Source organism: Rhodococcus sp. SORGH_AS_0301, from assembly GCF_030818285.1.
In the GTDB taxonomy this organism is placed as follows: Bacteria; Actinomycetota; Actinomycetes; order Mycobacteriales; family Mycobacteriaceae; genus Rhodococcoides.
This window is the reverse complement of sequence record NZ_JAUTAC010000002.1, coordinates 2,180,210-2,201,744: the sequence shown is the minus strand read 5'-3', so window position 1 is coordinate 2,201,744 and position 21,535 is coordinate 2,180,210. Positions and strand designations below refer to the sequence as shown.

General features: G+C 69.1%; 22 protein-coding genes. 12 read left to right on the top strand and 10 right to left on the bottom strand.

Going from position 1 to position 21,535, the window contains the following annotated elements; translation table 11 throughout:
* Positions 1-17: 17 nt before the first annotated feature.
* Entirely contained in the window at positions 18-569 is a 552-nt protein-coding gene (locus tag QE397_RS10920) for an Rv3235 family protein (RefSeq protein WP_051613604.1), read from the bottom strand.
* Positions 570-822: 253 nt separating this feature from the next.
* On the opposite strand from QE397_RS10920, the gene QE397_RS10915 reads away from it, so the two are divergent.
* The 5 genes from QE397_RS10915 (at position 823) to QE397_RS10895 (ending at position 6,766) form a co-directional block, all read left to right on the top strand.
* Positions 823-2,247: a wax ester/triacylglycerol synthase family O-acyltransferase gene (locus QE397_RS10915; RefSeq protein WP_307093302.1), complete on the top strand. Its 1,425-nt coding sequence runs from the start codon at positions 823-825 to the stop codon at positions 2,245-2,247.
* 48 nt (positions 2,248-2,295) lie between these two features.
* Entirely contained in the window at positions 2,296-2,811 is a 516-nt protein-coding gene (locus tag QE397_RS10910) for a hypothetical protein (protein WP_307097503.1), read from the top strand.
* A 100-nt stretch (positions 2,812-2,911) separates the two neighbouring features.
* The gene (locus tag QE397_RS10905; protein ID WP_027506861.1) at positions 2,912-4,027 is read left to right on the top strand and encodes a ferredoxin reductase; all 1,116 of its coding nucleotides are present in this window, start codon (positions 2,912-2,914) and stop codon (positions 4,025-4,027) included.
* A 143-nt stretch (positions 4,028-4,170) separates the two neighbouring features.
* On the top strand, positions 4,171-5,436 hold the full coding sequence (locus QE397_RS10900) for a fatty acid desaturase (protein ID WP_056447798.1): 1,266 nt from the start codon (positions 4,171-4,173) through the stop codon (positions 5,434-5,436).
* Between the two features lie 79 nt (positions 5,437-5,515).
* Positions 5,516-6,766 (top strand): fatty acid desaturase, encoded by a 1,251-nt coding sequence (locus QE397_RS10895; RefSeq protein ID WP_027506859.1) that lies wholly within the window; start codon positions 5,516-5,518, stop codon positions 6,764-6,766.
* 19 nt (positions 6,767-6,785) lie between these two features.
* Here the strand turns inward: QE397_RS10895 and rsgA are convergent, their stop codons facing one another.
* The 3 genes from rsgA to QE397_RS10880 are packed head-to-tail and all read right to left on the bottom strand — an operon-like array spanning position 6,786 to position 9,570.
* A complete protein-coding gene (gene rsgA / locus QE397_RS10890; protein WP_155957112.1) occupies positions 6,786-7,763 on the bottom strand; it encodes a ribosome small subunit-dependent GTPase A in 978 nt (325 codons plus the stop codon).
* Positions 7,764-7,771: 8 nt separating this feature from the next.
* On the bottom strand, positions 7,772-9,058 hold the full coding sequence (aroA, locus tag QE397_RS10885; protein ID WP_307093297.1) for a 3-phosphoshikimate 1-carboxyvinyltransferase: 1,287 nt from the start codon (positions 9,056-9,058) through the stop codon (positions 7,772-7,774).
* 2 nt (positions 9,059-9,060) lie between these two features.
* Positions 9,061-9,570: an aminoacyl-tRNA deacylase gene (locus tag QE397_RS10880; protein WP_307093295.1), complete on the bottom strand. Its 510-nt coding sequence runs from the start codon at positions 9,568-9,570 to the stop codon at positions 9,061-9,063.
* 445 nt (positions 9,571-10,015) lie between these two features.
* Between QE397_RS10880 and QE397_RS10875 the strand changes: the two genes are divergently transcribed.
* On the top strand, positions 10,016-10,642 hold the full coding sequence (locus QE397_RS10875) for a sigma-70 family RNA polymerase sigma factor (RefSeq protein WP_037186858.1): 627 nt from the start codon (positions 10,016-10,018) through the stop codon (positions 10,640-10,642).
* Positions 10,639-10,911 carry a mycothiol system anti-sigma-R factor gene (rsrA, locus tag QE397_RS10870; RefSeq protein ID WP_027506855.1) on the top strand — a complete coding sequence of 91 codons (273 nt, stop codon included), beginning with the start codon at positions 10,639-10,641 and terminating at the stop codon, positions 10,909-10,911. Before QE397_RS10875 ends, rsrA begins: the two co-directional genes overlap by 4 nt.
* 64 nt (positions 10,912-10,975) lie before the next feature.
* On the opposite strand, the gene QE397_RS21785 is transcribed toward rsrA, so the two are convergent.
* Positions 10,976-11,050 (bottom strand): 50S ribosomal protein bL37, encoded by a 75-nt coding sequence (locus QE397_RS21785; RefSeq protein ID WP_110293457.1) that lies wholly within the window; start codon positions 11,048-11,050, stop codon positions 10,976-10,978.
* A 139-nt stretch (positions 11,051-11,189) separates the two neighbouring features.
* On the opposite strand from QE397_RS21785, the gene QE397_RS10865 reads away from it, so the two are divergent.
* Both QE397_RS10865 and QE397_RS10860 read left to right on the top strand, forming a co-directional pair.
* Positions 11,190-11,405 carry a biotin/lipoyl-binding carrier protein gene (locus QE397_RS10865; protein ID WP_027506854.1) on the top strand — a complete coding sequence of 72 codons (216 nt, stop codon included), beginning with the start codon at positions 11,190-11,192 and terminating at the stop codon, positions 11,403-11,405.
* A gap of 52 nt (positions 11,406-11,457) precedes the next feature.
* Complete coding sequence (locus QE397_RS10860; RefSeq protein WP_307093292.1) at positions 11,458-12,972, top strand: sensor histidine kinase; 1,515 nt, start codon at positions 11,458-11,460, stop codon at positions 12,970-12,972.
* 81 nt (positions 12,973-13,053) lie between these two features.
* Here the strand turns inward: QE397_RS10860 and QE397_RS10855 are convergent, their stop codons facing one another.
* A complete protein-coding gene (locus QE397_RS10855) occupies positions 13,054-13,308 on the bottom strand; it encodes a WhiB family transcriptional regulator (RefSeq protein WP_027506852.1) in 255 nt (84 codons plus the stop codon).
* Positions 13,309-13,567: 259 nt separating this feature from the next.
* Positions 13,568-14,533, bottom strand: coding sequence for a diacylglycerol kinase family protein (locus tag QE397_RS10850; RefSeq protein WP_027506851.1), 966 nt, complete (start codon positions 14,531-14,533; stop codon positions 13,568-13,570).
* Positions 14,534-14,620: 87 nt separating this feature from the next.
* On the opposite strand from QE397_RS10850, the gene QE397_RS10845 reads away from it, so the two are divergent.
* Positions 14,621-15,043 (top strand): hypothetical protein, encoded by a 423-nt coding sequence (locus tag QE397_RS10845; RefSeq protein WP_373425289.1) that lies wholly within the window; start codon positions 14,621-14,623, stop codon positions 15,041-15,043.
* A gap of 27 nt (positions 15,044-15,070) precedes the next feature.
* On the opposite strand, the gene QE397_RS10840 is transcribed toward QE397_RS10845, so the two are convergent.
* Positions 15,071-15,730, bottom strand: coding sequence for an acid phosphatase (locus QE397_RS10840; RefSeq protein WP_081821426.1), 660 nt, complete (start codon positions 15,728-15,730; stop codon positions 15,071-15,073).
* A 172-nt stretch (positions 15,731-15,902) separates the two neighbouring features.
* Between QE397_RS10840 and QE397_RS10835 the strand changes: the two genes are divergently transcribed.
* Together QE397_RS10835 and QE397_RS10830 are read left to right on the top strand one after the other, a co-directional pair.
* Positions 15,903-17,474 carry a DHA2 family efflux MFS transporter permease subunit gene (locus tag QE397_RS10835; RefSeq protein WP_081821425.1) on the top strand — a complete coding sequence of 524 codons (1,572 nt, stop codon included), beginning with the start codon at positions 15,903-15,905 and terminating at the stop codon, positions 17,472-17,474.
* Positions 17,475-17,570: 96 nt separating this feature from the next.
* The gene (locus QE397_RS10830; protein WP_222628436.1) at positions 17,571-18,365 is read left to right on the top strand and encodes a ParA family protein; all 795 of its coding nucleotides are present in this window, start codon (positions 17,571-17,573) and stop codon (positions 18,363-18,365) included.
* Positions 18,366-18,368: 3 nt separating this feature from the next.
* Here QE397_RS10830 and QE397_RS10825 read toward each other — a convergent pair whose 3' ends face one another.
* Both QE397_RS10825 and QE397_RS10820 read right to left on the bottom strand, forming a co-directional pair.
* Positions 18,369-19,601, bottom strand: coding sequence for a hypothetical protein (locus tag QE397_RS10825; protein ID WP_222638668.1), 1,233 nt, complete (start codon positions 19,599-19,601; stop codon positions 18,369-18,371).
* Positions 19,602-19,617: 16 nt separating this feature from the next.
* Complete coding sequence (locus tag QE397_RS10820) at positions 19,618-21,288, bottom strand: DEAD/DEAH box helicase (protein WP_307093285.1); 1,671 nt, start codon at positions 21,286-21,288, stop codon at positions 19,618-19,620.
* Between the last annotated feature and the right edge of the window lie 247 nt (positions 21,289-21,535).

Sequence of the window (21,535 nt, the reverse complement as noted above, 5' to 3'; positions counted from 1 at the left end):
GGGCGGCGACCGCCGCCTCAGGACAGGCGCAGGCTCGTGAGCACCCAGGCCGGACCGGTGGTGTTGCGCCGTGCCGTCAGTCGCGCCGCGACGGCGAACACGCGGTCACCACGCGAGTAGGTGCCGAAGACCTCGACGTCGCCGTGCCCGGCGCCGTCGGGCACCGGACCGGCGGCGCGCACGTGCACGGTCCGGACGACGGCGACACCGAGTGTTCGGCCCGGCACGGCCGCCGTCGACAGGGCTGTCGCCATTCCGACCATGGCCGGTGACAGCACCGCGCGCAGGGACGCCGCGGGTCGGCGGCGGTCCACCACCTCGAGTGTCAGACGCAGGACGCGATCGGCGACGTGCCGCGCCGCGGCGGCGGTGCGCGCGTCGGCCTCCGACGGTCCGACGACGGGCCGGGTCGGTCGCGAGGTCGATCGTCCCGAGTGCGGGCCGGGGCGCGGCGACGAGAGCGCTCGGCCCGCGGACCGGGTCGTCGGGCGTGCACGCGTGGGAGTCGCGCCGACCTCGGGTGGCTCGGATCTCGGCAACCGCGCCACGTGAACGACCTCCGATGTCATGCGTTCTCCTCCATGCTCGTACCTGTGCGGCCACGGCCGGTGTGCGGCGAGTGTCGCACGCACGGACGCGGTTCCGGCCCGTCGAGGCAGACGCGGGGCGTCGTCACACCGCAGCCCGTCAGGGTCGGTGAATTCCGACGAGGACGACGGGGAACCGACACGGCGCGGACCACGAGGACGATCGTGAGCGTGGTCGGTCTCATCTGTCGTGCGAGACTGGGACCCGTCACACTCGACCGAGGGGATTCGCGCGTTGGCCACCAGACTCACCACTCAGGACGCGTCCTTCTACTTCCTGGAGGCCAGTACGACTCCCATGCACGTGGGGTCGCTCGCCATCTTCCGGCTCCCGCGCGGGGGCTTCAGTTACGACGAACTGCTCACCCTCGTCGAGAGCCGGCTCGCTCTCGTTCCGCGCTATCGCCAGAAGGTGCGCGAGGTGGCCTTCGGCCTGGCTCGCCCCGTGTGGGTCGACGACCGCGACTTCGACATCACGTACCACATCCGGCGTTCCGCGCTGCCCAAGCCGGGATCCACCGAACAGCTGCACGACCTGGTCGCGCGACTCACCTCACGCCCTCTCGATCGCACGCGTCCGCTGTGGGAGATGTACCTGGTCGAGGGTCTGGCACGGAACCGGTTCGCGATCTTCACCAAGTCGCACTCGTCGATCGTGGACGGCGACAAAGCGCTCGAGATCAGTCAGGTCATCCTGGACGCCACCAAGGCTCCGACTCCGATGGCCGAGGAGCTGTGGATGCCCGCGCGGGAACCGTCGGAGAAGGCGCTCGTCGCCGGGGCGCTCGCCGAGATGGTGTCGCGGCCGGGGGAGGGCGTGGAGGCGGTGCGCGGAGCCGTCGGTGACGTCACCCGCGCCGCCGGCGAGGCGGTACGCGCCGCGGGCAAGTTCGCGGCGGTGGTCCGCACCGCGGCGCAGACGGCACCGACGAGTCCACTGAACACGACCATCTCCCGCAACCGCCGGTACTCGGTGGCCAAGACCGATCTCGACGACTACCGGATGGTGCGGTCGAAGTTCGGGGGGACGGTCAACGACGTCGTGCTCACGGTCGTGTCCGGTGCTCTGCGGAACTGGTTGCTCTCGCGCGGTGAGCCCATCGGCCCGTACACGACGGTGCGCGCGATGGTGCCCCTGTCGGTGCACGCGGCCGCCACGGGGACGGGCGACGAGGGCGACGTGCCGCCCAACGAGGTCGAGTCCTTCCTCATCGATCTGCCCGTGGGCGAACCGAACGCCGTGGTGCGGTTGTCCCACGTGTCGCACGCGACGGAGGCTCACCTGGGACAGAGTCGCGGTGTGACGGCGTCGACCCTCATCACGCTGTCCGGGTTCGCGCCGGCCACGCTGCACGCGATGGGTGCGCGCGTCGGGTCGAGCCTGTCGCAGCGCATGTTCAACATCATCGTCACCAACGCCCCCGGCCCCCAGTTCCCGCTCTACGCGGGCGGTGCACGCATGCTCGAGATGTATCCGGTGCCGCCGCTCGTGCGCAATCAGGCGCTCAGCATCGGCCTGACGTCGTACGACGGCAACGTCTACTACGGTGTGAACGCGGACCGGGCAGCGATGCCGGACATCGACGTGATCACCACGTTGCTGCACGAGGCACTCGAGGAACTGGTCGACGCGGCGCGCGACGACAAGAACGTCCGCTGACGACGGTGAGGGAATGAGGCGCAGGTGAGGGTGTTCGTTCCGGCGACCATGCGGATGTTGCAGACACTGGTGGACGAGGGTCAGTTCTCGCCGATCAGTCGGACGGCCTTCGCCGTGACACCGACGTTGCGGGAGGCGTACGTCTCCGGTGACGACGACGAGTTGGCCGACGTCGCGCTGCGGGAGGCCGCGCGGGCGTCGCTGCGGCTGATCGGCGGTGAGCCGGACCTCGACTCCGACCATGACGGGGACGCCGACGAGGTCGCCGACGCCACTCCGAGTTTCCGCCGCGTCGTCATCGCCGCCGACGTCGATCCGGTGACCCTGCGTCCCGATCTCGACGACGCCGTGGTCCGCCTGCCGGCGCCGCTCTCCCTGACGGAGGTGGCGGCGGTCCACGTCGATCTCGCGGCGGCCGAGTCCGCCGTGAGCGCCGCTGTCGCCGCGGTGGACGCGGCCGACCTGGGGGATCCCGACGCCGAGTTCGTGCTGGGCGACGTCGAGGATCACGAACTCGCCTGGTACGCACCGCAGGAGATACCGTTTCTCCTGGAACTGCTCTGACACCGGAACTGCTCTGACACCGGAACCGCTCCGACACCGCCCTGTTTCGTCGCAGTCGTCGACTGCGTCCGTGGTGGCCGCTCGACCGAGGAGATGTGACATGGGAATCAAGGACTGGCTCGAAGCCCCGGCCGCGAGTGTGTCGTCCCCGCGGCGGCCGTCGCTGAACGTGGTGCGCGGTGCGTTCGCGCGCATCACCACGCCGTTGATTCCCGACGACTACCTGCACCTGGCCAATCCGCTGTGGTCCGCGCGCGAATTGCGCGGCCGCATCGTGCGGATCGAGAAGGTGACCGGCGACGCCGCGACCATCGTCATCAAGCCCGGATGGGGCTTCGACTTCGACTACCGGCCGGGGCAGTACATCGGCATCGGCCTCCACGTCGACGGTCGGTGGCACTGGCGGTCGTACTCCCTGACGTCGCCGCCCGACTGGAAGGACAAGCAGATCTCCATCGCCGTCAAGGCGATGCCGGAAGGCTTCCTGTCCTCGCATCTCGTCGGCGGTGTGCCGTCGGGCACGATCGTGCGGCTCGCCGCGCCGAAGGGGAACTTCGCCCTTCCGGAGCCGCCACCCGCCAAGATCCTGTTCGTCACGGCCGGCAGCGGCATCACACCGGTGATCGGCATGCTGCGCAGTCTCGACTCGCGCGGCCACATGCCCGACGTGGTGCACGTGCACTCGGCTCCCACGGCGGACGACGTGATGTTCGCCTCGGAGTTGGCGGCGCTCGACGCGAAGTACGACTCGGTCGTGTCCCACGTGCAGCACACCCGCTCGGACGGCAAGTTCGATCTGGGCTCGCTCGACGAGCACTACCCGGACTGGCGCGAGCGGCAGACGTGGGCGTGCGGTCCGGCGGCGATGCTCGACGACATCGAGAGGGTGTGGCGGGAGGCAGGCATCTCGGAGAACCTGCACACCGAGCGTTTCGAGATCGTGCGCACCGGCGCGCCGAGCGACGGCGGCACGGTCACGTTCTCCGTCTCCGACCGCACGGTGGCGGTGGACGGCGCCACCACGTTGTTGGAGGCCGGTGAGAAGGCAGGTGTGCGAATGCCTTTCGGCTGCCGCATGGGTATCTGCCAGACGTGCGTGGTGCCGCTGACCGACGGTCACGTCCGAGATCTGCGCTCGGGCAAGGAGCATGCGCACGGCGAGCGGATCCAGACGTGCATCTCCGCGGCTGCCGGGGACTGCACGCTCGAACTCTGACTTCGTCGGCCCCGGGTCGCGCCGCAGGGGTGATCGCACACACACCCTGCGCACAGGCTCGTCCGCTATTCTCGGAAAGGCCTGCCCGCCGATACCGAATCGGTGCGAGGAACGGCATACCGCGATCCGGGGAGTAGACCAGCATGGCCATCACGGACATCTTGGAGTTCGCACATCTGACCGACGAGGACATCGAGTCCCTCGGTCGTGAACTCGATGCCATCCGTCGGGACGTCGAGGACACCCGAGGACGCAAGGACGCGGAGTACATCCGCCGCACCATCGCGCTGCAGCGCGCGCTCGAGGTCGGCGGACGGCTCGCGATCATGGGTTCCCGCTGGCGCTCGGCCGCGCTGGTGGGCGCAGGTCTGCTGGCGGCCAGCAAGATCATCGAGAACATGGAGTTGGGCCACAACGTCTCTCACGGTCAGTGGGACTGGATGAACGATCCGGAGATCCACTCCACCTCGTGGGAGTGGGACCAGACCGGTCCGTCCGCGCACTGGAAGCGTGCGCACAACTACTCGCATCACACGTACACCAACATCGTCGGCATGGACCACGACGTGGGCTTCGGGATCCTCCGGATGACCCGCGACGAGAAGTGGCGGCCACGCAACCTGGTGCAGCCCCTGGGCAACCTGGTGCTGGCACTGACGTTCGAGTGGGGCATCGCTCTGCACGACCTGGACGCAGCGAAGCTCGAGGCCGGTGTTCCCGCGACGCAGCTGCTCTCGGAGCCGAACAAGGAGTTCGCTCGGAAGGTCGCGTCGCAGGTCGGCAAGGATTTCGTGCTCTTCCCGCTGCTCGCGGGTCCGGCGTGGCGTCGTGCACTCGGGGCGAACCTCACCGCCAACGTGGTGCGGAACCTGTGGGCGTACGCCGTGATCTTCTGCGGTCACTTCCCGGACGGCGCCGAGAAGTTCACGATGGGCCAGTTCGAGACGGAGACCCACGAGGAGTGGTACCTCCGGCAGATGCTCGGCAGCGCCAACTTCACGGCCGGCCCCACGATGGCGTTCATGAGCGGCAACCTCTGCTACCAGATCGAGCATCACCTGTTCCCAGACCTGCCGAGCAACCGGTACGCCGAGGTGGCCGTCCGGGTGCGCGCCCTGTGCGACAAGTACGACCTGCCGTACACCACCGGCAACCTGGCGACCCAGTACTGGAAGGCGCTGCGCACCATCTTCAAACTGTCGCTGCCCGACCAGCTGCTTCGTCGCACGTCGGACGATGCGCCGGAGACCAGTTCGGAGCGCCGTTTCCAGAGCTCCGGCTCCTCCGTCGTGGACCGGGTGCGGTTCGATCCGGTCACCGGTCGCAAGCGCGGACTGCGGTCTGCCCTGCACGAGGCGCGGCTCGAGGCGCGTCAGGCAGTGAAGCGGGTCACAGATACGACGGCGTAACCTACGGGTGCGTAACTTCCGGTAGAGTAACCACGGTCAGGCCCACACGGGCATCGACCACCTGCCGAGGAGTGACCACATGGCGATTTCCGACGTCAAGGAATATGCCCACCTCACCGAGGCCGACGTCGAGGCGCTGGGCCATGAACTCGACGCGTTGCGTCGGGAGATCGAGGAGTCGCGCGGCGAGAAGGATGCGCGGTACATCCGCAACACCATCCGTTTCCAGCGCTCCCTCGAGGCCCTCGGCCGCACCACGATGCTCGCCAGCAACCACCGCGCCGCGTGGTGGGCCGGTAGCGCGATGCTCGGTGTCTCGAAGATCGTCGAGAACATGGAGCTCGGCCACAACGTCATGCACGGCCAGTGGGACTGGATGAACGACCCGGAGATCCATTCCACCTCGTGGGAATGGGACAACACCGGGCCGTCCGAGCACTGGAAGCAGACCCACAACTACATCCATCACAAGTACACCAACGTGCTGGGCATGGACGACGACGTGGGCTACGGCCTCATCCGCGTCACGCGTGACCGCAAGTGGGTCCCGTTCAACGCCGGCAACCTCGTGTACAACACGCTGCTGATGCTCCTGTTCGAGTACGGCGTGGCGGTACAGCATCTCGAGCTGGGCAAGGCCGTGAAAGGCCGTGTGCCCAAGGAGGAGACGCGACGCAAGCTGAAGGAGGTCGGCGACAAGGTCGGCCGCCAGATGCTGAAGGACTACGCGATCACGCCGGCCATCACGTCGCTGTCGCCCGCCGCGTCCTACCGTAAGACGTTGACCGCCAACATCATGGCGAACGTCATCCGTAACATCTGGACGAACGCCGTCATCTTCTGCGGTCACTTCCCGGACGGTGCGGAGAAGTTCACGCGCCACGACCTCCAGGACGAGACGCAGGGGCAGTGGTACCTCCGACAGATGTTGGGCAGCGCCAACTTCCACGCCGGACCGACCCTCGCCTTCATGTCGGGCAATCTCTGCTACCAGATCGAGCACCACGTGTTCCCCGATCTGCCGAGCAACCGGCTCGCCGCGATCAGTGTGCGGGTTCGCGAACTGTGCGAGAAGTACGACCTCCCTTACACCACAGGGCCTTTCCTCGCCCAGTACGGCAAGTCCTGGCGCACCATCGCGAAGCTGTCGCTCCCCGACAAGTACCTCAAGGCCACTGCGGACGACGCACCGGAGACGGCATCCGAGCGCAAGTTCGGGGGCAACGTCACTTCGACGGTCGACCCGGTGACCGGACGTCGTTCCGGTCTGCTGAGCGCGATCAAGCAGGGTAAGGGCGGCACGGGACTGCGAAAGCTGCTCTCGCGCTGATCGATCGGTCGGAGCTCCGTCAGTAGGAGTCGTTCGACATCACGGCCACCAACAGCAGGCGAACCGCGGCGACGCGGTTCGCCTGCTGTCCTGTCAGGGTGTCCAGAGCGCACTCCGGGTCGGCCGGCGGCCCGAGGTGTGTGCAGCCGCGCGGGCAGTCCTCGATGGTGACGGCGAGGTCCGAGAACGCCGCGACGACATCCTCCGGCGAGATGTGGGCCAGCCCGAAGGACCGGATACCGGGAGTGTCGATGACCCAGCCTCCACCCGGAAGATGCAGCGACACCGACTGAGTCGACGTGTGCCGTCCCTTGCCGACGCCGGAGACGATGCCGACGGCGCGATGTGCCTCCGGCACCAGCCGGTTCACCAGGGTCGACTTGCCCACCCCCGAGTGGCCGATCAGCGCGGACGACTTCCCAGTGATCATCGCCAGGAGCTCGTCCAGCGGACGGTCCCGGCCCACCAGCACCACCGGCACGTCGAGGTCGGCGAAGACGGCGGCGAACTCGTCGGACGACGCCAGGTCGTCCTTCGTCAGACACAGCACGGGTCGGAGACCACCCACGAACGCTGCCACCATCGCGCGCTCGACGAAGCCCGAGCGGGGTGGCGGGTCGGCCAACGCCACCACGATCAGCAGCTGGTCCGCGTTGGCCACCACGACACGCTCGTACGGATCCGTGTCGTCGGCGGTGCGCCGCAGAACCGTTCGTCGTTCGTCCACGCGGACGATGCGGGCCAGGGCGTCGACGCGTCCCGAGACGTCGCCGACGATGCCCACCGCGTCACCGACGACGATCGGGGTCCGGCCCAGCTCGCGCGCTCGCATGGCGACCACGAGGCGCTCGGGATCGTTGTCGATCACGCAGCCCCACCGGCCGCGATCCACCGACACCACCATCGCGTCCGAGGCGTCGGCGTGGGTGGGCCGCGTCTTCGTTCGTGGGCGCGTGCCCTTGCCCGGCCGGACGCGGACGTCCGACTCGTCGTACACCCGCCGGATCAGCGTGCACCACCTCCGGCCAGCATGGCGCTCCAGAGGGTCGCGAACCCCGGCAGCGTCTTGGCGGTGGAGTCGATGTCGTCGACCTCGACGCTCGGGACGACCAGACCGATCACGGCGCCCGCCGTGGCCATGCGATGGTCGGCGTACGCCCGCCAGGGTCCGCCGTGCAGCGGCGCCGGCTCGATGATCAGGCCGTCCTCGGTCTCCTCGACACCGCAGCCCAGAGCGCCGAGTTCCGCCGTGAGTGCGGCGAGCCGATCCGTTTCGTGCCCGCGCAGATGGGCGATCCCGCGCAGGCGCGAGGGTGACCCGGCCAGGGCCGCCATCGCCGCGACCGTGGGGGTCAGCTCGCCGATGTCGTGCAGGTCCACGTCGACGCCCTCGAGCTTCTCGGGCCCCCGCGCCGTGAGCGACTCGGCAGTGAGCAGCACCTCGGCCCCCATCGACGTGAGGATGTCGCGGAACGCGTCACCGGGCTGCGTCGTCCGGGCAGGCCACCGGGGCACGGTCACCTTACCGCCCGTGACGGCCGCCGCGGCGAGGAACGGGGTCGCGTTGGACAGGTCCGGTTCCACGACACGGTCGACCGGAGCCACGGCGCCGGGATGCACCCGCCACCGGTTCGGAATGCCGGAGTCCTCGGGAGTCTCCACCTCGATCCCGCTCTCGCGCAGCATCTCCACCGTCATGTCGATGTGAGGCATCGACGGAACCGGGGGACCGACGTGCTCGACGACGATGCCCTCGTCGAACCGCGCTGCCGAGAGCAGGAGCCCCGACACGAACTGGGACGACCCGGACGCGTCCAGTCGGACCGTGCCCCCGCGGACACGGCCCGTGCCGTCGACGACGAACGGCAACCGGTCCCCGCTCACGGGAACACCCAGGGCGCGGAGCGCGTCGAGAATGGTCTGCTGCGGGCGCGAGCGGGCGTGCTCGTCGCCGTCGAAGCGCGAGCGACCGGTGGCCAGCGCGGCGACGGGGGGAACGAAGCGCATGACGGTGCCCGCCAGCCCGCAGTCCACGTCGCCGCCGCGGCCGGGTCCGGGGGTGACCCGCACCGTCGTCCCGTCGTCGTCGGGAGACTCCACGACGGCACCCAGGGTGCGCAGCGCATCGATCATCAGATCGGTGTCACGGCTGCGCAGAGCGCCGGTCACCGTCGACGGTCCGTCCGCGAGCGCCGCGAGGATCAGGGCGCGATTGGTGATCGACTTCGACCCCGGGAGGTCGACGGTCGCACGGACGGGCTGCGGGGCGAGGGGCGCGATCCAGGACGTCACGGTCACAGTCTCTCACTGGCGGACGCGCGTCGGATGTCCGCGACGGTCGCGGCGGTCGCCCGGACGAGATCCTGTGCGGAGAGTTCGATCTCCAGGCCGCGCCGACCGCCGCTGCAGAAGAGGGTCGAGTGCCCGAGTGCCGACGTGTCGACGACCGTGGGCAGGGGCGTGCGCTGACCGAGCGGGGAGACGCCCCCCAGGACGTAGCCCGTCGACCGGCGCACGGCTGCGGGATCGGCCATCGACACCTTGCTCGCCCCGAGGGCAGCGGCGACGGACTTCACGGCGAGCATGTCCGGCACGGGAAGAACCGCGACCGCCAACGAGGAGCCCGTCGACACGACCAGGGTCTTGAACACCCGATCCGCCGACACACCGAGTCGGGCGGACAGTGCGTCGACCGCCTCGTCGCCGTACTGCTCGGTGCCGCGGTCGTGCTCGTAGGTGTGGACGGTGAACTCGATTCCGAGCCGCGTCAGCATCGTCGTCGCGGGAGTAGCCGATCCGGCCATGGCGTCGTGGTCCCTTTCCCACCGTGATCACCCGCCCCCGCGAGTACGTCGAGAACGTCGTGATCGGCTGCTCGTTCACGACATTCTCGCCGTACTCGCGGAGACGATCCGGCAGCGGGGGGAACACGCCGACGGCCACGGCTGTTGCACGCAGCATCAGGACGGCGCGCACTGTGCGCCGCCGCTCGACGGAGGAGGGCGTGTGAACGTCGTTGCACCGGAGCGCTCCGGAGCCGAGAGGCTCTCGGCGACGCTGACGAATGTGGTGGTGATCCCACCGGTAAAGTGGAGTCCGGACGACCACGGTGATCTCACCGGTTCCCGGCTGTCCGAGGTCAGCACCTCGGAGGGCGGGGCGGTCGCCGCGGGGCACACGAGAGGGGCCAGCGTGACCGATCAGCCACGTACCGAGACCGGCACCACGACGGGCGCCGTCGATCCTGCGATCCTCGAGACCGAGGACGGCATCCGCTCGCGCGAGAACGCGGCGGACCTGACGGCGCGGTTCGAGCGTGACGCGCTCCCGCTGCTCGATCAGCTGTACGGCGCAGCGCTGCGGATGACGCGGAACCCGTCCGATGCCGAGGATCTGGTCCAGGAGACGTACGTCAAGGCGTACACGGCGTTCAAGAGTTTCCGCGAGGGCACGAACCTCAAGGCGTGGCTCTACCGCATCCTGACCAACACGTACATCAACTCCTATCGCAAGAAGCAGCGTCAGCCGGCGCAGTACCCGACGGACGAGATCACGGACTGGCAGCTCGCGGCCACCGCGGAACATTCGTCGACCGGTCTGCGGTCCGCCGAGGTCGAGGCGCTCGACGCCCTGCCCGACGACGACATCAAGGCGGCGCTGCAAGCGCTGCCCGAGGAGTTCCGCATGGCGGTGTACTACGCCGACGTCGAGGGATTCCCGTACAAGGAGATCGCCGAGATCATGGGCACGCCCATCGGCACCGTGATGTCGCGGTTGCACCGCGGCCGCAAGCAACTGCGCAACGAACTGGCGGAGGTCGCTCGCGACCGTGGATTCAACCGGTCCGCCGCGGCGACCGAGGAGGTAGCACGATGAGCGGCAACGAGTTCGAGGACCTGGACTGCTCGGCCGTCATCGCCGACGTGTGGACGTTGCTCGACAACGAGTGCGACGAGGCCAGCAGGCAGCGCGTGCAGCGTCACCTCGACAGTTGCGGTTCGTGCCTCGCGCAGTACGGCATCGAGGAGAAGATCAAGTCTCTGGTCGGCCGCAAGTGCGGCGGCGAGCGGGCTCCGGAAGGCCTGCGGGAGCGCCTGACGCTGGAGATCCGGCGGTCGGTGACCATCACCGCCACCGAGGACTGACCGCCTACACGACGAAGGGCCGGGACGCTGTGCGTCCCGGCCCTTCGTCGTGTGGTGCTCGTGATCAGCTGTTGGGGCGCTTGCCGTGGTTGGCTGCATTTCCCTTACGGCTGCGCTTCTTGCGTCCTCGCTTGCCCATGGTGGATCTCCTTCCTGTTCCACACAGTTTCTCACGTGTGGTTGGCTGTACGACGAGCGGCCGTGCCTCCGGCGTGGTCCGTTCACCGAACGAGTCGACACGCGCGTGCAGACGAGCGGAACGGAACAGGGGGACCGTGATGGCCGAGGACGTCCGAGCCGAGATGGTGTCGACGGTGTTCCAGATCGTCGTCGCCGAGGGTGATCACGTGAACGAGGGCGACGCCGTGGTGGTGCTCGAGTCGATGAAGATGGAGATTCCCGTGCTTGCCGAGTCCGCGGGCACCGTGACGTCCATCGGAGTCGCCGTGGGCGACGTGATCCAGCAGGGCGACCTGATCGCCGTCATCTCCTGATCCGGTCACCACTCTGATCAGCCGACGCCGCACCGGGACAGGGTGATTCGTCGTGTCCACGCTGTCCGAGATGCTCGCCGAGCACACCGACCTGCCGGGTACGGCGGTCGATCATCTGCAACGCGTCGTGGGGGAGTGGCAGATCCTCGCGGACATCTCCTTCGCGGACCTGCTGCTCTGGGTGCCCGTCGACCATCCCGGATCGCGTGCGGTGACGTCGTCGGACACGGCGACGGTGGTGTGCGTCGCGCAGTGTCGTCCGACGACGGCCCCCACGGTGATCCCGTCGGACACGGTCGGTGCGGTGGTCGGGGAGACCGAACATCCCGAGGTCGCGGAGTGCCTGCGCACGGCGTCGATCGTGCGCGGCGGTGGTCGCCTCCCCGACGATCAGGGTCCGCCCCACGACGCCGTTCCCGTGCGCGTCGACGGCCGCGTGGTCGCCGTGCTGACGCGTGACTCCGCGCCGGTCTCCGGCCGACCGCCGAGCTTGCTGGAGGCCGCGTACCGCGACTGCGCCCACCACCTCTCCGACATGATCGCGGAGGGGTCGTTCCCCTCGCCGTCCGAGAAGACGGACGTCAACTCGAGCCCACGCGTCGGCGACGGGTTCATCCGCCTCGACACCGCCGGCATGGTCACCTACGCGAGCCCCAACGCGGTGTCCGCCTACCACCGGATGGGGTTGACAGCAGATCTCCCCGGCCACGACCTCGCTGCGTCGACCCGGTCGCTCGTCACCGATCCCTTCGACGCGGAGGAGATCGCCGCCACCATCGGAGCGGCCGTCACGTCCGCCGGGGGACGACGGATGGAGGTGGACGCTCGCGGTGCCACCGTGCTGCTGCGCACGGTTCCGCTGCGCCCGGCCGGCACGTCCGTGGGCGCTCTGGTGCTGGTCCGGGACGTCACCGAGGTGAAGCGTCGCGATCGCGCGCTGCTGAGCAAGGACGCGACCATCCGCGAGATCCATCACCGGGTCAAGAACAACCTGCAGACCGTCGCCGCTCTCCTGCGTCTGCAAGCTCGCCGGACCGACAACGACGAGGCCAAGGTCGCGCTGAGCGAGTCGGTCCGCCGGGTCACCTCCATCGCCCTCGTCCACGACGTGCTGTCGACCTCGGTGGACGAGGTCGTCGATCTGGACGAGGTGGTGGACCGCCTGGTCCCCGTCATGGTCGACATCGGCTCGCTGTCGGCGGATGTCACCGTCGGTCGTGAGGGCAGCCTGGGCGTGTTCCCGGCCGAACGGGCGACCCCGCTGGTCATGGTGCTCACCGAGCTGGTCCAGAACTCGCTCGAGCACGGGTTCGACCCGGGTGCCCGAGGCCGCGTGACCATCGAGTCCCGGCGGTCCTCCCGCATGCTGGAGGTCACCGTGCGCGACGACGGCCGCGGGGTCTCCGACGACTTCGACGCGTCGGCGTCTGACCGGCTGGGACTGCAGATCGTCTCGACACTCGTCACGGTGGAGCTGGGCGGCACCATCAGTGTCGCGGCCGGGCGGGACGGGGGCACCGCCGCCGAGCTCCGCGTCCCGCTCGGACGCCGGGAGCCACGCGGCTGACCCGGGTTGCGAACCCCCGTCGGACACACAAAAGGCCCGGCACCATGCGGTGCCGGGCCTGCGTGCGTCTCACTAGCTGTGTCAGACCGCCGAGCGTGCGCGGGTCCGTGCGTTGCGACGCTTCAGTGCGCGACGCTCGTCCTCGCTCATCCCACCCCAGACACCCGCGTCCTGGCCGGACTCAAGAGCCCAGGACAAGCAGTCCGCGGTGACGGGGCACCGGTTGCACACGACCTTGGCATCAGCGATCTGTGCAAGTGCCGGGCCGCTGTTTCCCACCGGGAAGAACAGTTCCGGGTCCTCGTCGCGACAGATAGCCTTGTGGCGCCAATCCATCCTCTTACTCCTCACTGAGCGCACGACGGCGCTGTCGAATAACTGATCCTGGACTCTCGTCCGGATCGTGGGCTTGTTGTCCTGCAGTTCGCGAGCGCGGCAACCAATGTTTCCGCACTGTTACTTGTGAATGCTTTCACGAACCAAGCAGAAGTCAAGAGATGACGCGGTGCGGGTGGCCAAGCTCACTGGACCCGATTTGGTTTCACACCCGACGTCTGGTACCCGGATCGGGAGATGTGAAACACAGTAGCTTGGCCTACGGGGTATCGCCAGGTAAAGGCGCCACGACGGCGAGGGCGTCCGGTGCGGACGCGAATTCGACCTCGGTGCGTTCTCCCAGGTAGTCGCCGTCGACCTGCAGGCCGGTCGGTTCCACCGAACGCACGCGAATCCATTTCACGTCGTCCTCTCGGAGAAGCGCCCGAGAATGCGGACCGGACGTTCCGGACAGCATTTGCACGACCACTCGCAACGTCGTGAACACCTTCGTGGATCGCATTGCGAATATGCCGAGTCCGCTGTCGAACGAGGTGCCGGGGTTCGTCCGGACCGGGCGTGCGTCGAGGAACGTCCACGGATCGGAGTTGGTCACGAACGCGAAGTGAACGCCCGTCACGGCCTCGCCGGTGTCGGTCTCCACGGTGAGGTGCGGGTCGCGGCGCTTGCGGCGGAAGAACGTGGTGACCGCGGTCCGGACGTAGCGCGAGGGCGTGACCGCCTCGCCGCCCTTGCGGCCTCGATCGATCGCGTCGCACACGTCCGCGTCCCATCCGAGGCCGGCGTTGAACAGGAACCATGTCTTGTCGCAGTGCCCCAGGCCGATGCGCCTGCTCGTTCCCGACTCCAGCAGATCGATGAGCTGGTTGGTGGCCTCGACCGGGTCCCTCGCGATGCCCAGCGAGCGAGCGAACACGTTGGCGGATCCGCCCGGGACGACCGCCAGCAGCGGCACGGGTCCCACGGTGACCGACTGCATGGAGGTCGGGGCAGGAACACCGAGAAGTCCGTTCACCACCTCGTTGACCGTTCCGTCGCCGCCGTGCACGATCACCAGATCGATACCGGCCCGGCGGGCCTCGGTCGCGAGTTCGCTCGCGTGTCCACGGTGCGTGGTGTGGAGCACTCTGAGCGACACCCTGCTCGCGAGCGCATGCGCCACCAGGTCTCGGCCGGCAGCCGTGGTGGACGTGGCGTTCGGGTTGACGATGAGGATGGCTCGCACGATCACTCAGAGTAGACGCGAGCGGCGGCGGCTCACGACCACCGGCGCGTGACCGTCGGCCACCTCGTGCGTGTGCTCTAGGGTGGCCTGGTGCGTCCGAAGCTGCCCGATTCCGGTGTTCCGGCACCGGTGCGCGCCGCGGGCCTGTTGGTGTCCGTGCAGGGCGCCACGGCGGTCGTGGTGGCACTCGTCCTGGTGATCCGCGGCGCCGCCGGCGCCGACGAGAGCGTCATCAACGGTTTCGGCACCGCGATCTGGTTCGCCGCACTCGGGGGCGCCGTGCTCACCGGTGGCATCGCCCTGATCCTCGGGCACCGCTGGGGCCGCGCCATCGCGATCGTCGCGCAGCTGTTGTTGCTCCCGGTGGTCTGGTCGCTCCTCACCGATTCCGGGCGGCCCGTGCTGGGCTCGTTGCTCGGCCTTGTCGTCATCGGCGTCCTGGTCTGTCTGTTCAGCGGCCCCGCCACGCGGTGGCTCGCCGACGACTACGTCGAGACCGACGACGTCTGAGCGGCTCTCCGACCGACGCCGGGCAGCTCAGGAACCGAGGCGAGGATCCACGTTGTGGGTGTGGATCTGCCGGTACTCGTGCTCGTACCCCAGCACGGTGAAGCCGGCGGGCGCCAGCGCGAAGCGCTTTCCCTCGGTCACCGGTTGCTCGACCCACCGCGCGATGACCGACCTGGAGAAGTGGCCGTGTCCGACGAGCACGACGTCGCGCTCGGCGAGGGTGGGAACGACGACGGACAGGACGAGATCGGCCCGTGCGGACACGGCGTCGATGGTCTCGCCGGACGGCGACGGATGCGTCCAGACGGTCCAGTGCGGCGCGGTCTCCCGGATCTGCGGAGTGGTCAGGCCCTCGTAGTCGCCGTAGTCCCACTCGACCAGCGCGTCCCACACCCGATCGACGGTCAGTCCGGCCAGCTCCGCCGTCCGCAGCGCCCGCGATCGGGGGCTGCTGACCACCAGGGGACGTTCGAGCCCGAGCGCCGCGATGCGGTCCCCGGCGGCGCGGGCCTGGTCCTCCCCGTCGGCGGTGAGAGCGATGTCCGTCCGTCCGGTGTGTCGACCGCTCGCCGCCCACTCCGTCTGACCGTGACGGATCAACACCAGTCTGGCGTCGGAGCGCCGCGGCGACGTCCCGGACCCTCCGGACGATGCGGGTGCCGGGTCACGGGGGTCGGGGTCTGCCATGGCTCGATCATGCTCCCGGGTCGCGCCGCGTCGATGACGGAGGTCGTCCCGGTGACGGAGGTCTCGTGAAATCCGCTGGTGATCGCCGCCGGTGGGGTGTTTACTTCCTTGGTCCGATCACGCGACACCCGGCCTCGATGCCGGCGGATACAGATCAGCCAGGAGACTCCGCATGACCGATCAGAGCACCGAGAAGGGCGCGCAGGGGTCCCCGAACACCCCCGGGCAGGGTGGTGTCGACACCGGTCAGGGGCTGGACGCGGCCGTCCTCAAGATCGCCGCCGTCATCGTCATCGGCGCCATCATGTCGATCCTCGACGTGACCGTCGTGAGCGTGGCGCTGCCGACCTTCGCCTTCGAGTTCCAGACGTCCTACGCCAACGTCGCCTGGACCATGACCGGCTACACCCTCGCTCTCGCGACCGTCATCCCGCTGACCGGCTGGGCCGCGGACCGGTTCGGTACCAAACGCCTCTACATCCTGGCGCTGATCCTGTTCGTCGCCGGATCCATGCTGTGCAGCGTCGCGTGGGACATCACGTCGCTGATCGTGTTCCGCGTCCTGCAGGGCTTCGGCGGCGGCATGCTCATGCCGCTCGGCATGACGATCCTGACCCGCGCAGCCGGTCCCGAGCGCATCGGTCGTGTCATGGCCGTCCTGGGCGTACCGATGCTGCTCGGTCCGATCGCGGGCCCGATCCTCGGCGGGTGGCTCATCGACGCGGCGAGCTGGCACTGGATCTTCCTGATCAACGTGCCCATCGGCGCCGTGGCGCTGGTGGCCGCGTGGGTCATCCTCCCGAAGGACGCACCCGAGCCCTCGCAGTCCTTCGACTTCGTCGGCATGCTGCTGCTGTCGCCGGGCCTCGCGCTCTTCCTGTTCGGCGTCTCCTCGATCCCCGAGACCGGAACGGTGATGTCGGCTCGCGTACTGGTCTCCGCCGTCGTGGGGCTCGTCCTGGTCGCGGCGTTCGTGCGCCACGCCCTGCGGACCGAGCACCCGCTGATCGACCTGCGGCTGTTCGCCAACCGTCACCTGTCCGTCGCGGTGATCGCGATGAGCCTGTTCGCCATCGCGTTCTTCGGCGCGGGCCTGATCTTCCCGAGCTACTTCCTGCAGGTCCGCGGGGAGACCACGCTCATGGCCGGCCTGCTGCTCGCCCCGCAGGGACTCGGGGCGATGGTGTCGATGCCCATCGCCGGACAGCTCGCCGACAAGATCGGGCCGGGCAAGATCGTGATCACCGGCATGGTGTTCGTGACGCTGGGCATGGCCGTCTTCACGCAGGTGGGATCCTCGACCTCGTACGTCGTCCTGCTCGGCGCCCTGTTCGTCATGGGGTTGGGACTCGGCGCGACGATGATGCCGATCATGACCGCCGCGCTCCAGACGTTGGACGACGCGTCCGTCGCCCGCGGTTCGTCGCTGATGAACATCATCCAGCAGTCGGCCGGGTCGATCGGTACGGCCGTGATCTCGGTGGTGCTCACCAACCAGCTGCTCGACCGGGCGGCTGCGGGACCCGCCATCGCGGCACAGCGTGACCCGGCGATCGCCGAGCAGATCGGGCCGAATGCCGTGCAGGCCGGACTGGCGCAGGCAGCCGACGCGTTCGGCGGCACCTTCCTGGTGGCCACGATCATCGTCGCGTTCACCTTCGTGCCCGCGCTTCTGTTGCCGCGCAAGAAGTTTCAGCGTGCAGACCAGGGTGACGCCGTCGCGCGCGGTGCGATGCTGCACTGAGCTCGGCCTCCGTTCCACCCCGTTCGGCCCGGTGCGGCATCACGCCACGCCGGGCCGAACGTCGCTCGACACACCGAGTGATGCCAAGATCGTGCTGTGACGACGATCCTGGCAGTGGCCAACCAGAAGGGTGGCGTCGCCAAGACGACCACCGTGGCATCGCTGGGAGCGGCGCTCGTCGCTCTGGGCCGACGAGTACTCGTGGTGGACCTCGACCCGCAGGGAAGTCTGACCTTCTCGCTGGGGCACAACCCCGACAAGCTGGAGACCTCGATCCACGAGGTCCTCACCGCCGGGGTTCCCGTGGGCGACGCCGTGCTCGGCACGAACGAGGGTGTGGACCTGCTTCCCGCCACCATCGACCTGGCCGGCGCCGAGGCGCTGTTGCTCATGCGTCCGGGCCGCGAGTACACCCTCAAACGCGCCCTCGCACCACTCCTCGAGAACTACGACGTCATCGTGCTGGACTGCCCGCCCTCCCTGGGCGTGCTCACCCTCAACGGGCTGACTGCCGCGACGAGCGTGCTGATCCCGCTGCAGTGCGAGACGCTCGCTCACCGCGGCGTGGGTCAGCTGTTGCGCACGGTCAGTGAGGTCCAGCAGATCACCAACCCCGATCTGACTCTCCTGGGCGCTCTCGCGACCCTGTACGACGCCCGCACCACGCACAGCCGTGACGTCCTCGCGGACGTGTCCGGTCGGTACGACATCCCTGTGCTCGCGCCGCCGATCCCGCGCACCGTGCGGTTCGCGGAGGCGTCGGCGTCCGGCACCTCGGTGATCGCGGGACGTAAGAACAAGGGCGCTCAGGCGTACCGCGACCTCGCCGACAACCTGGCCGCGCACTGGACCGAGGGCGCACCCCTGGCCACGTACGACGCCGACGCCTGAGGCTCAGCCCAGGGCGACGGTCTCGGCACCGCGGCGCTCGAACACGCTGGTGCCGAGGACGGACAGTGCGACCGGTCCGGTGTACTCGCCGCGGTCCACCGCGATCGTGCGGGAGGCGACGCCGTTCTCCGGATCCACCACCGCGATACCGCCGGGAACCGGGACGAGGAGCTGACCGGCCATCACGGCACCCGCGCCGAGAGTTCCGGCGAGAACCCAGCGCTGTGACAGATCGGACTGCGTGAAGCCGACGGTGTCGGCGCCCGTCCACCAGGAGACGACGGAACCGGTACGCACGATGTCGGATGCGAGGGCGTCGGCGGACGGTGTGGTGACGTCGGCGGTCACGGCCTGCGCGGAGACGAAGTTGGCGGACCCGTCGAAGAGTGCCACCCGGGCGACCTCGCTCCCGGCCGGGGGGAGGTAGACCGCGAGGCGATCCCCGACCACCGCGAGGACGCGTGCTGCCGCTGCGTCCGCGGGGACGTCGGCCAGGATGGTCGAGCCGTACACGTCGGGCACCGTGTTGTCCTTCGGTGCGGGGTTCATCGACGTCAGGCGCAGGCCTTCCTCACCGGGACACCGTTCCAGCACGGCGAGGCGGGTGCTCGCGGACGCGCTCGACACGAGGTCGCATCCGGTGCGGGGTTGGCTGCGCGGGTTGACCGGGGCGTCGACACGCCCGTACTCGAGTGTGCGCACGAGGTCGGAGCGCCAGAGTTCGAGGCGCGTGGCGCCGAGTTCGGTCACGTACGTGCCGTCGAACGACAACCGGACCGGGTCGTCGGCGTCGTTGGTGCGCTGGTCCTCGCGCGCTCCGGTGGACCCGTCGAGCTCGGTGACCTGGCCGCATCCCCGGCCGTCCCGGAACACCGCCACCGCCGCGTCCCACGCCCCCACGACCGAGCAGAGGGCCCGGTCACGCGTGTAGGACCAGGACGGCGAGCCGGTGGCGGGATCGAGTCCGGTCACCGCGTCGCCGGTGGAGACGACGACGGCTCCGCCGACGGTGGTCGGTGCCCCGGTTCCGGTGTCGTCGGCGCGCCAGATCTCCGAGAACGACTCGGGCACCGACAATGCCGACGCCGGGGCGGTGAGAGGCACGTCGGCGACCACGGACGTGGTGCCGCGAGCGTCGCTGCGGAACCAGATCACCGAGGCGCCCACCAGGACGACCACGACGATCACCACAGCGGCGATCACGTCGACGCGGGTGCGCCGTTCGGGAGCGAGCACGTCAGGTACGTGACGGTCAGTCGGACGTACCGGCGGACGACGAGGCCTCCGCCGACGCGCCGTTCTCACCGGCGTGCGCCGCGGACCCGGCGGACGACCGGCGTCGACGGCGACGACGGGGCTTGTCCGACGTGGATCCGTCACCGGACGCCTCGGCGGGACCTGTCGTGGCCGAACTGTCTGCGGTGGCGGCAGCGTCGGCGTGGCCCCCGCCGCGGGTGCGGCGACGTGACCGGCTCCGGCGCGACGTGGTGGTGGCCTCGCCGTCCGACGCCTGGTCCGAGTTCTCGCTCCGGCTCGAGCGGGTGTCCGTCTTCTCGGCGGCGGAAGTCTCGGCGCGCCGCTTCGCGATGCTGCCCGTGGTGCCGTGCGGGATGTTCAGTTCCGCGTACAGGTGCTCGGAGCTGGAGTACGTCTCCACCGGGTCGGGGATGTCGAGGCCCAGGGCCTTGTCGATCAGCTGCCAGCGGGGGATGTCGTCCCAGTCGACCAGCGTGACGGCGATACCGGTGCGGCCCGCACGACCCGTACGTCCGATGCGGTGGACGTACGTCTTCTCGTCCTCGGGGCACTGGTAGTTGATGACGTGGGTGACGTCGTCGATGTCGATACCGCGCGCCGCGACGTCGGTGGCGACGAGCACGTCGATCTTGCCGGAGCGGAACGCCGCGAGCGACTTCTCGCGGGCGACCTGCCCGAGATCACCGTGGACGGCGCCGACGGAGAATCCGCGCTCGGCCAGATCGTCGGCGACCTTCTGGGCAGTGCGCTTGGTGCGCGTGAAGATCATCGTGGCGCCGCGGCCCTCGGCCTGCAGCACCCGCGCGACCATCTCCGCCTTGTCCAGTGCGTGTGCCCGGTAGACGTGCTGGGCGGTGCGCTCGTGGATCGCGGAGGACTCGGCCTCCTCGGCGCGGATGTGCGTCGGCCGAGTGAGGAACGTGCGGGCGAGCGTGATGATCGGCCCGGGCATGGTCGCCGAGAACAGCATGGTCTGACGCTTCTCCGGCACCATGCTCATGAGGCGCTCGATGTCGGGGAGGAAGCCCAGGTCCAGCATCTCGTCGGCCTCGTCGAGCACCAGGACGCCGACCTTGCCCAGGACGAGGTGGCCCTGTTTGGCCAGGTCGAGAAGTCGTCCGGGGGTGCCGACGACGACGTCGACGCCGGTCCGCAGGGTCTCGATCTGGGCCTCGTAGGGCCGTCCGCCGTAGATCGACATGACCTTCACGCGACCGTTGGCCGAGTGCAGGTGCTTCGACGCGTTCTCCAGGTCGGAGGTGACCTGGACGCACAGCTCGCGCGTGGGAACGATGATCAGCGCACGCGGGGTGCCGTCCAGGACCGTGGTGCCCGAGCCGTCGGCCGGACCGGTGGCGAGACGGTGCAGCAGCGGGACGCCGAAGCCGAACGTCTTGCCCATGCCGGTGCGGGCCTGGCCGATGAGGTCGTCGCCCGCGAGTGCCAGGGGAAGCGTGAGTTCCTGGATCGCGAACGTGCGCTCGATGCCGATGTCGGTCAACCCACGGACGATCTCGGGGTGAACGCCCAGCTCGGCGAAGGTCGGGGGAGTGTGGGTGGTGTCCAGGGTGGCCGAGACGGTGGTCTCCGCCACGTCGTCGGTCTCGTGGTCCACAGTGATCTTGCTCAGTGTTTCGGCCTTTCTCGTCTCTCGCCTCGCACGCACGACGAGGGCCAGGCCGCTCCGCGGCCGGTGTCGAAACCCTCGATTCGTCGACAGGCGCGATCGGGGTCGGCCGCAGATGCGGCGACACGATCGGCGGCAGACACGAATCAGGTGCGCGCACAATGTCGTGAGCACGGCTCCCGGTGCTCGCCGCGATCGCCTCCGACGGAGGTGACCACGGTGCGTCGAGCCGGCGTGCGGACTGTCTCGGTCCCTGCTGCCGGCACCGGTGGAGCGTGCTCGCGAC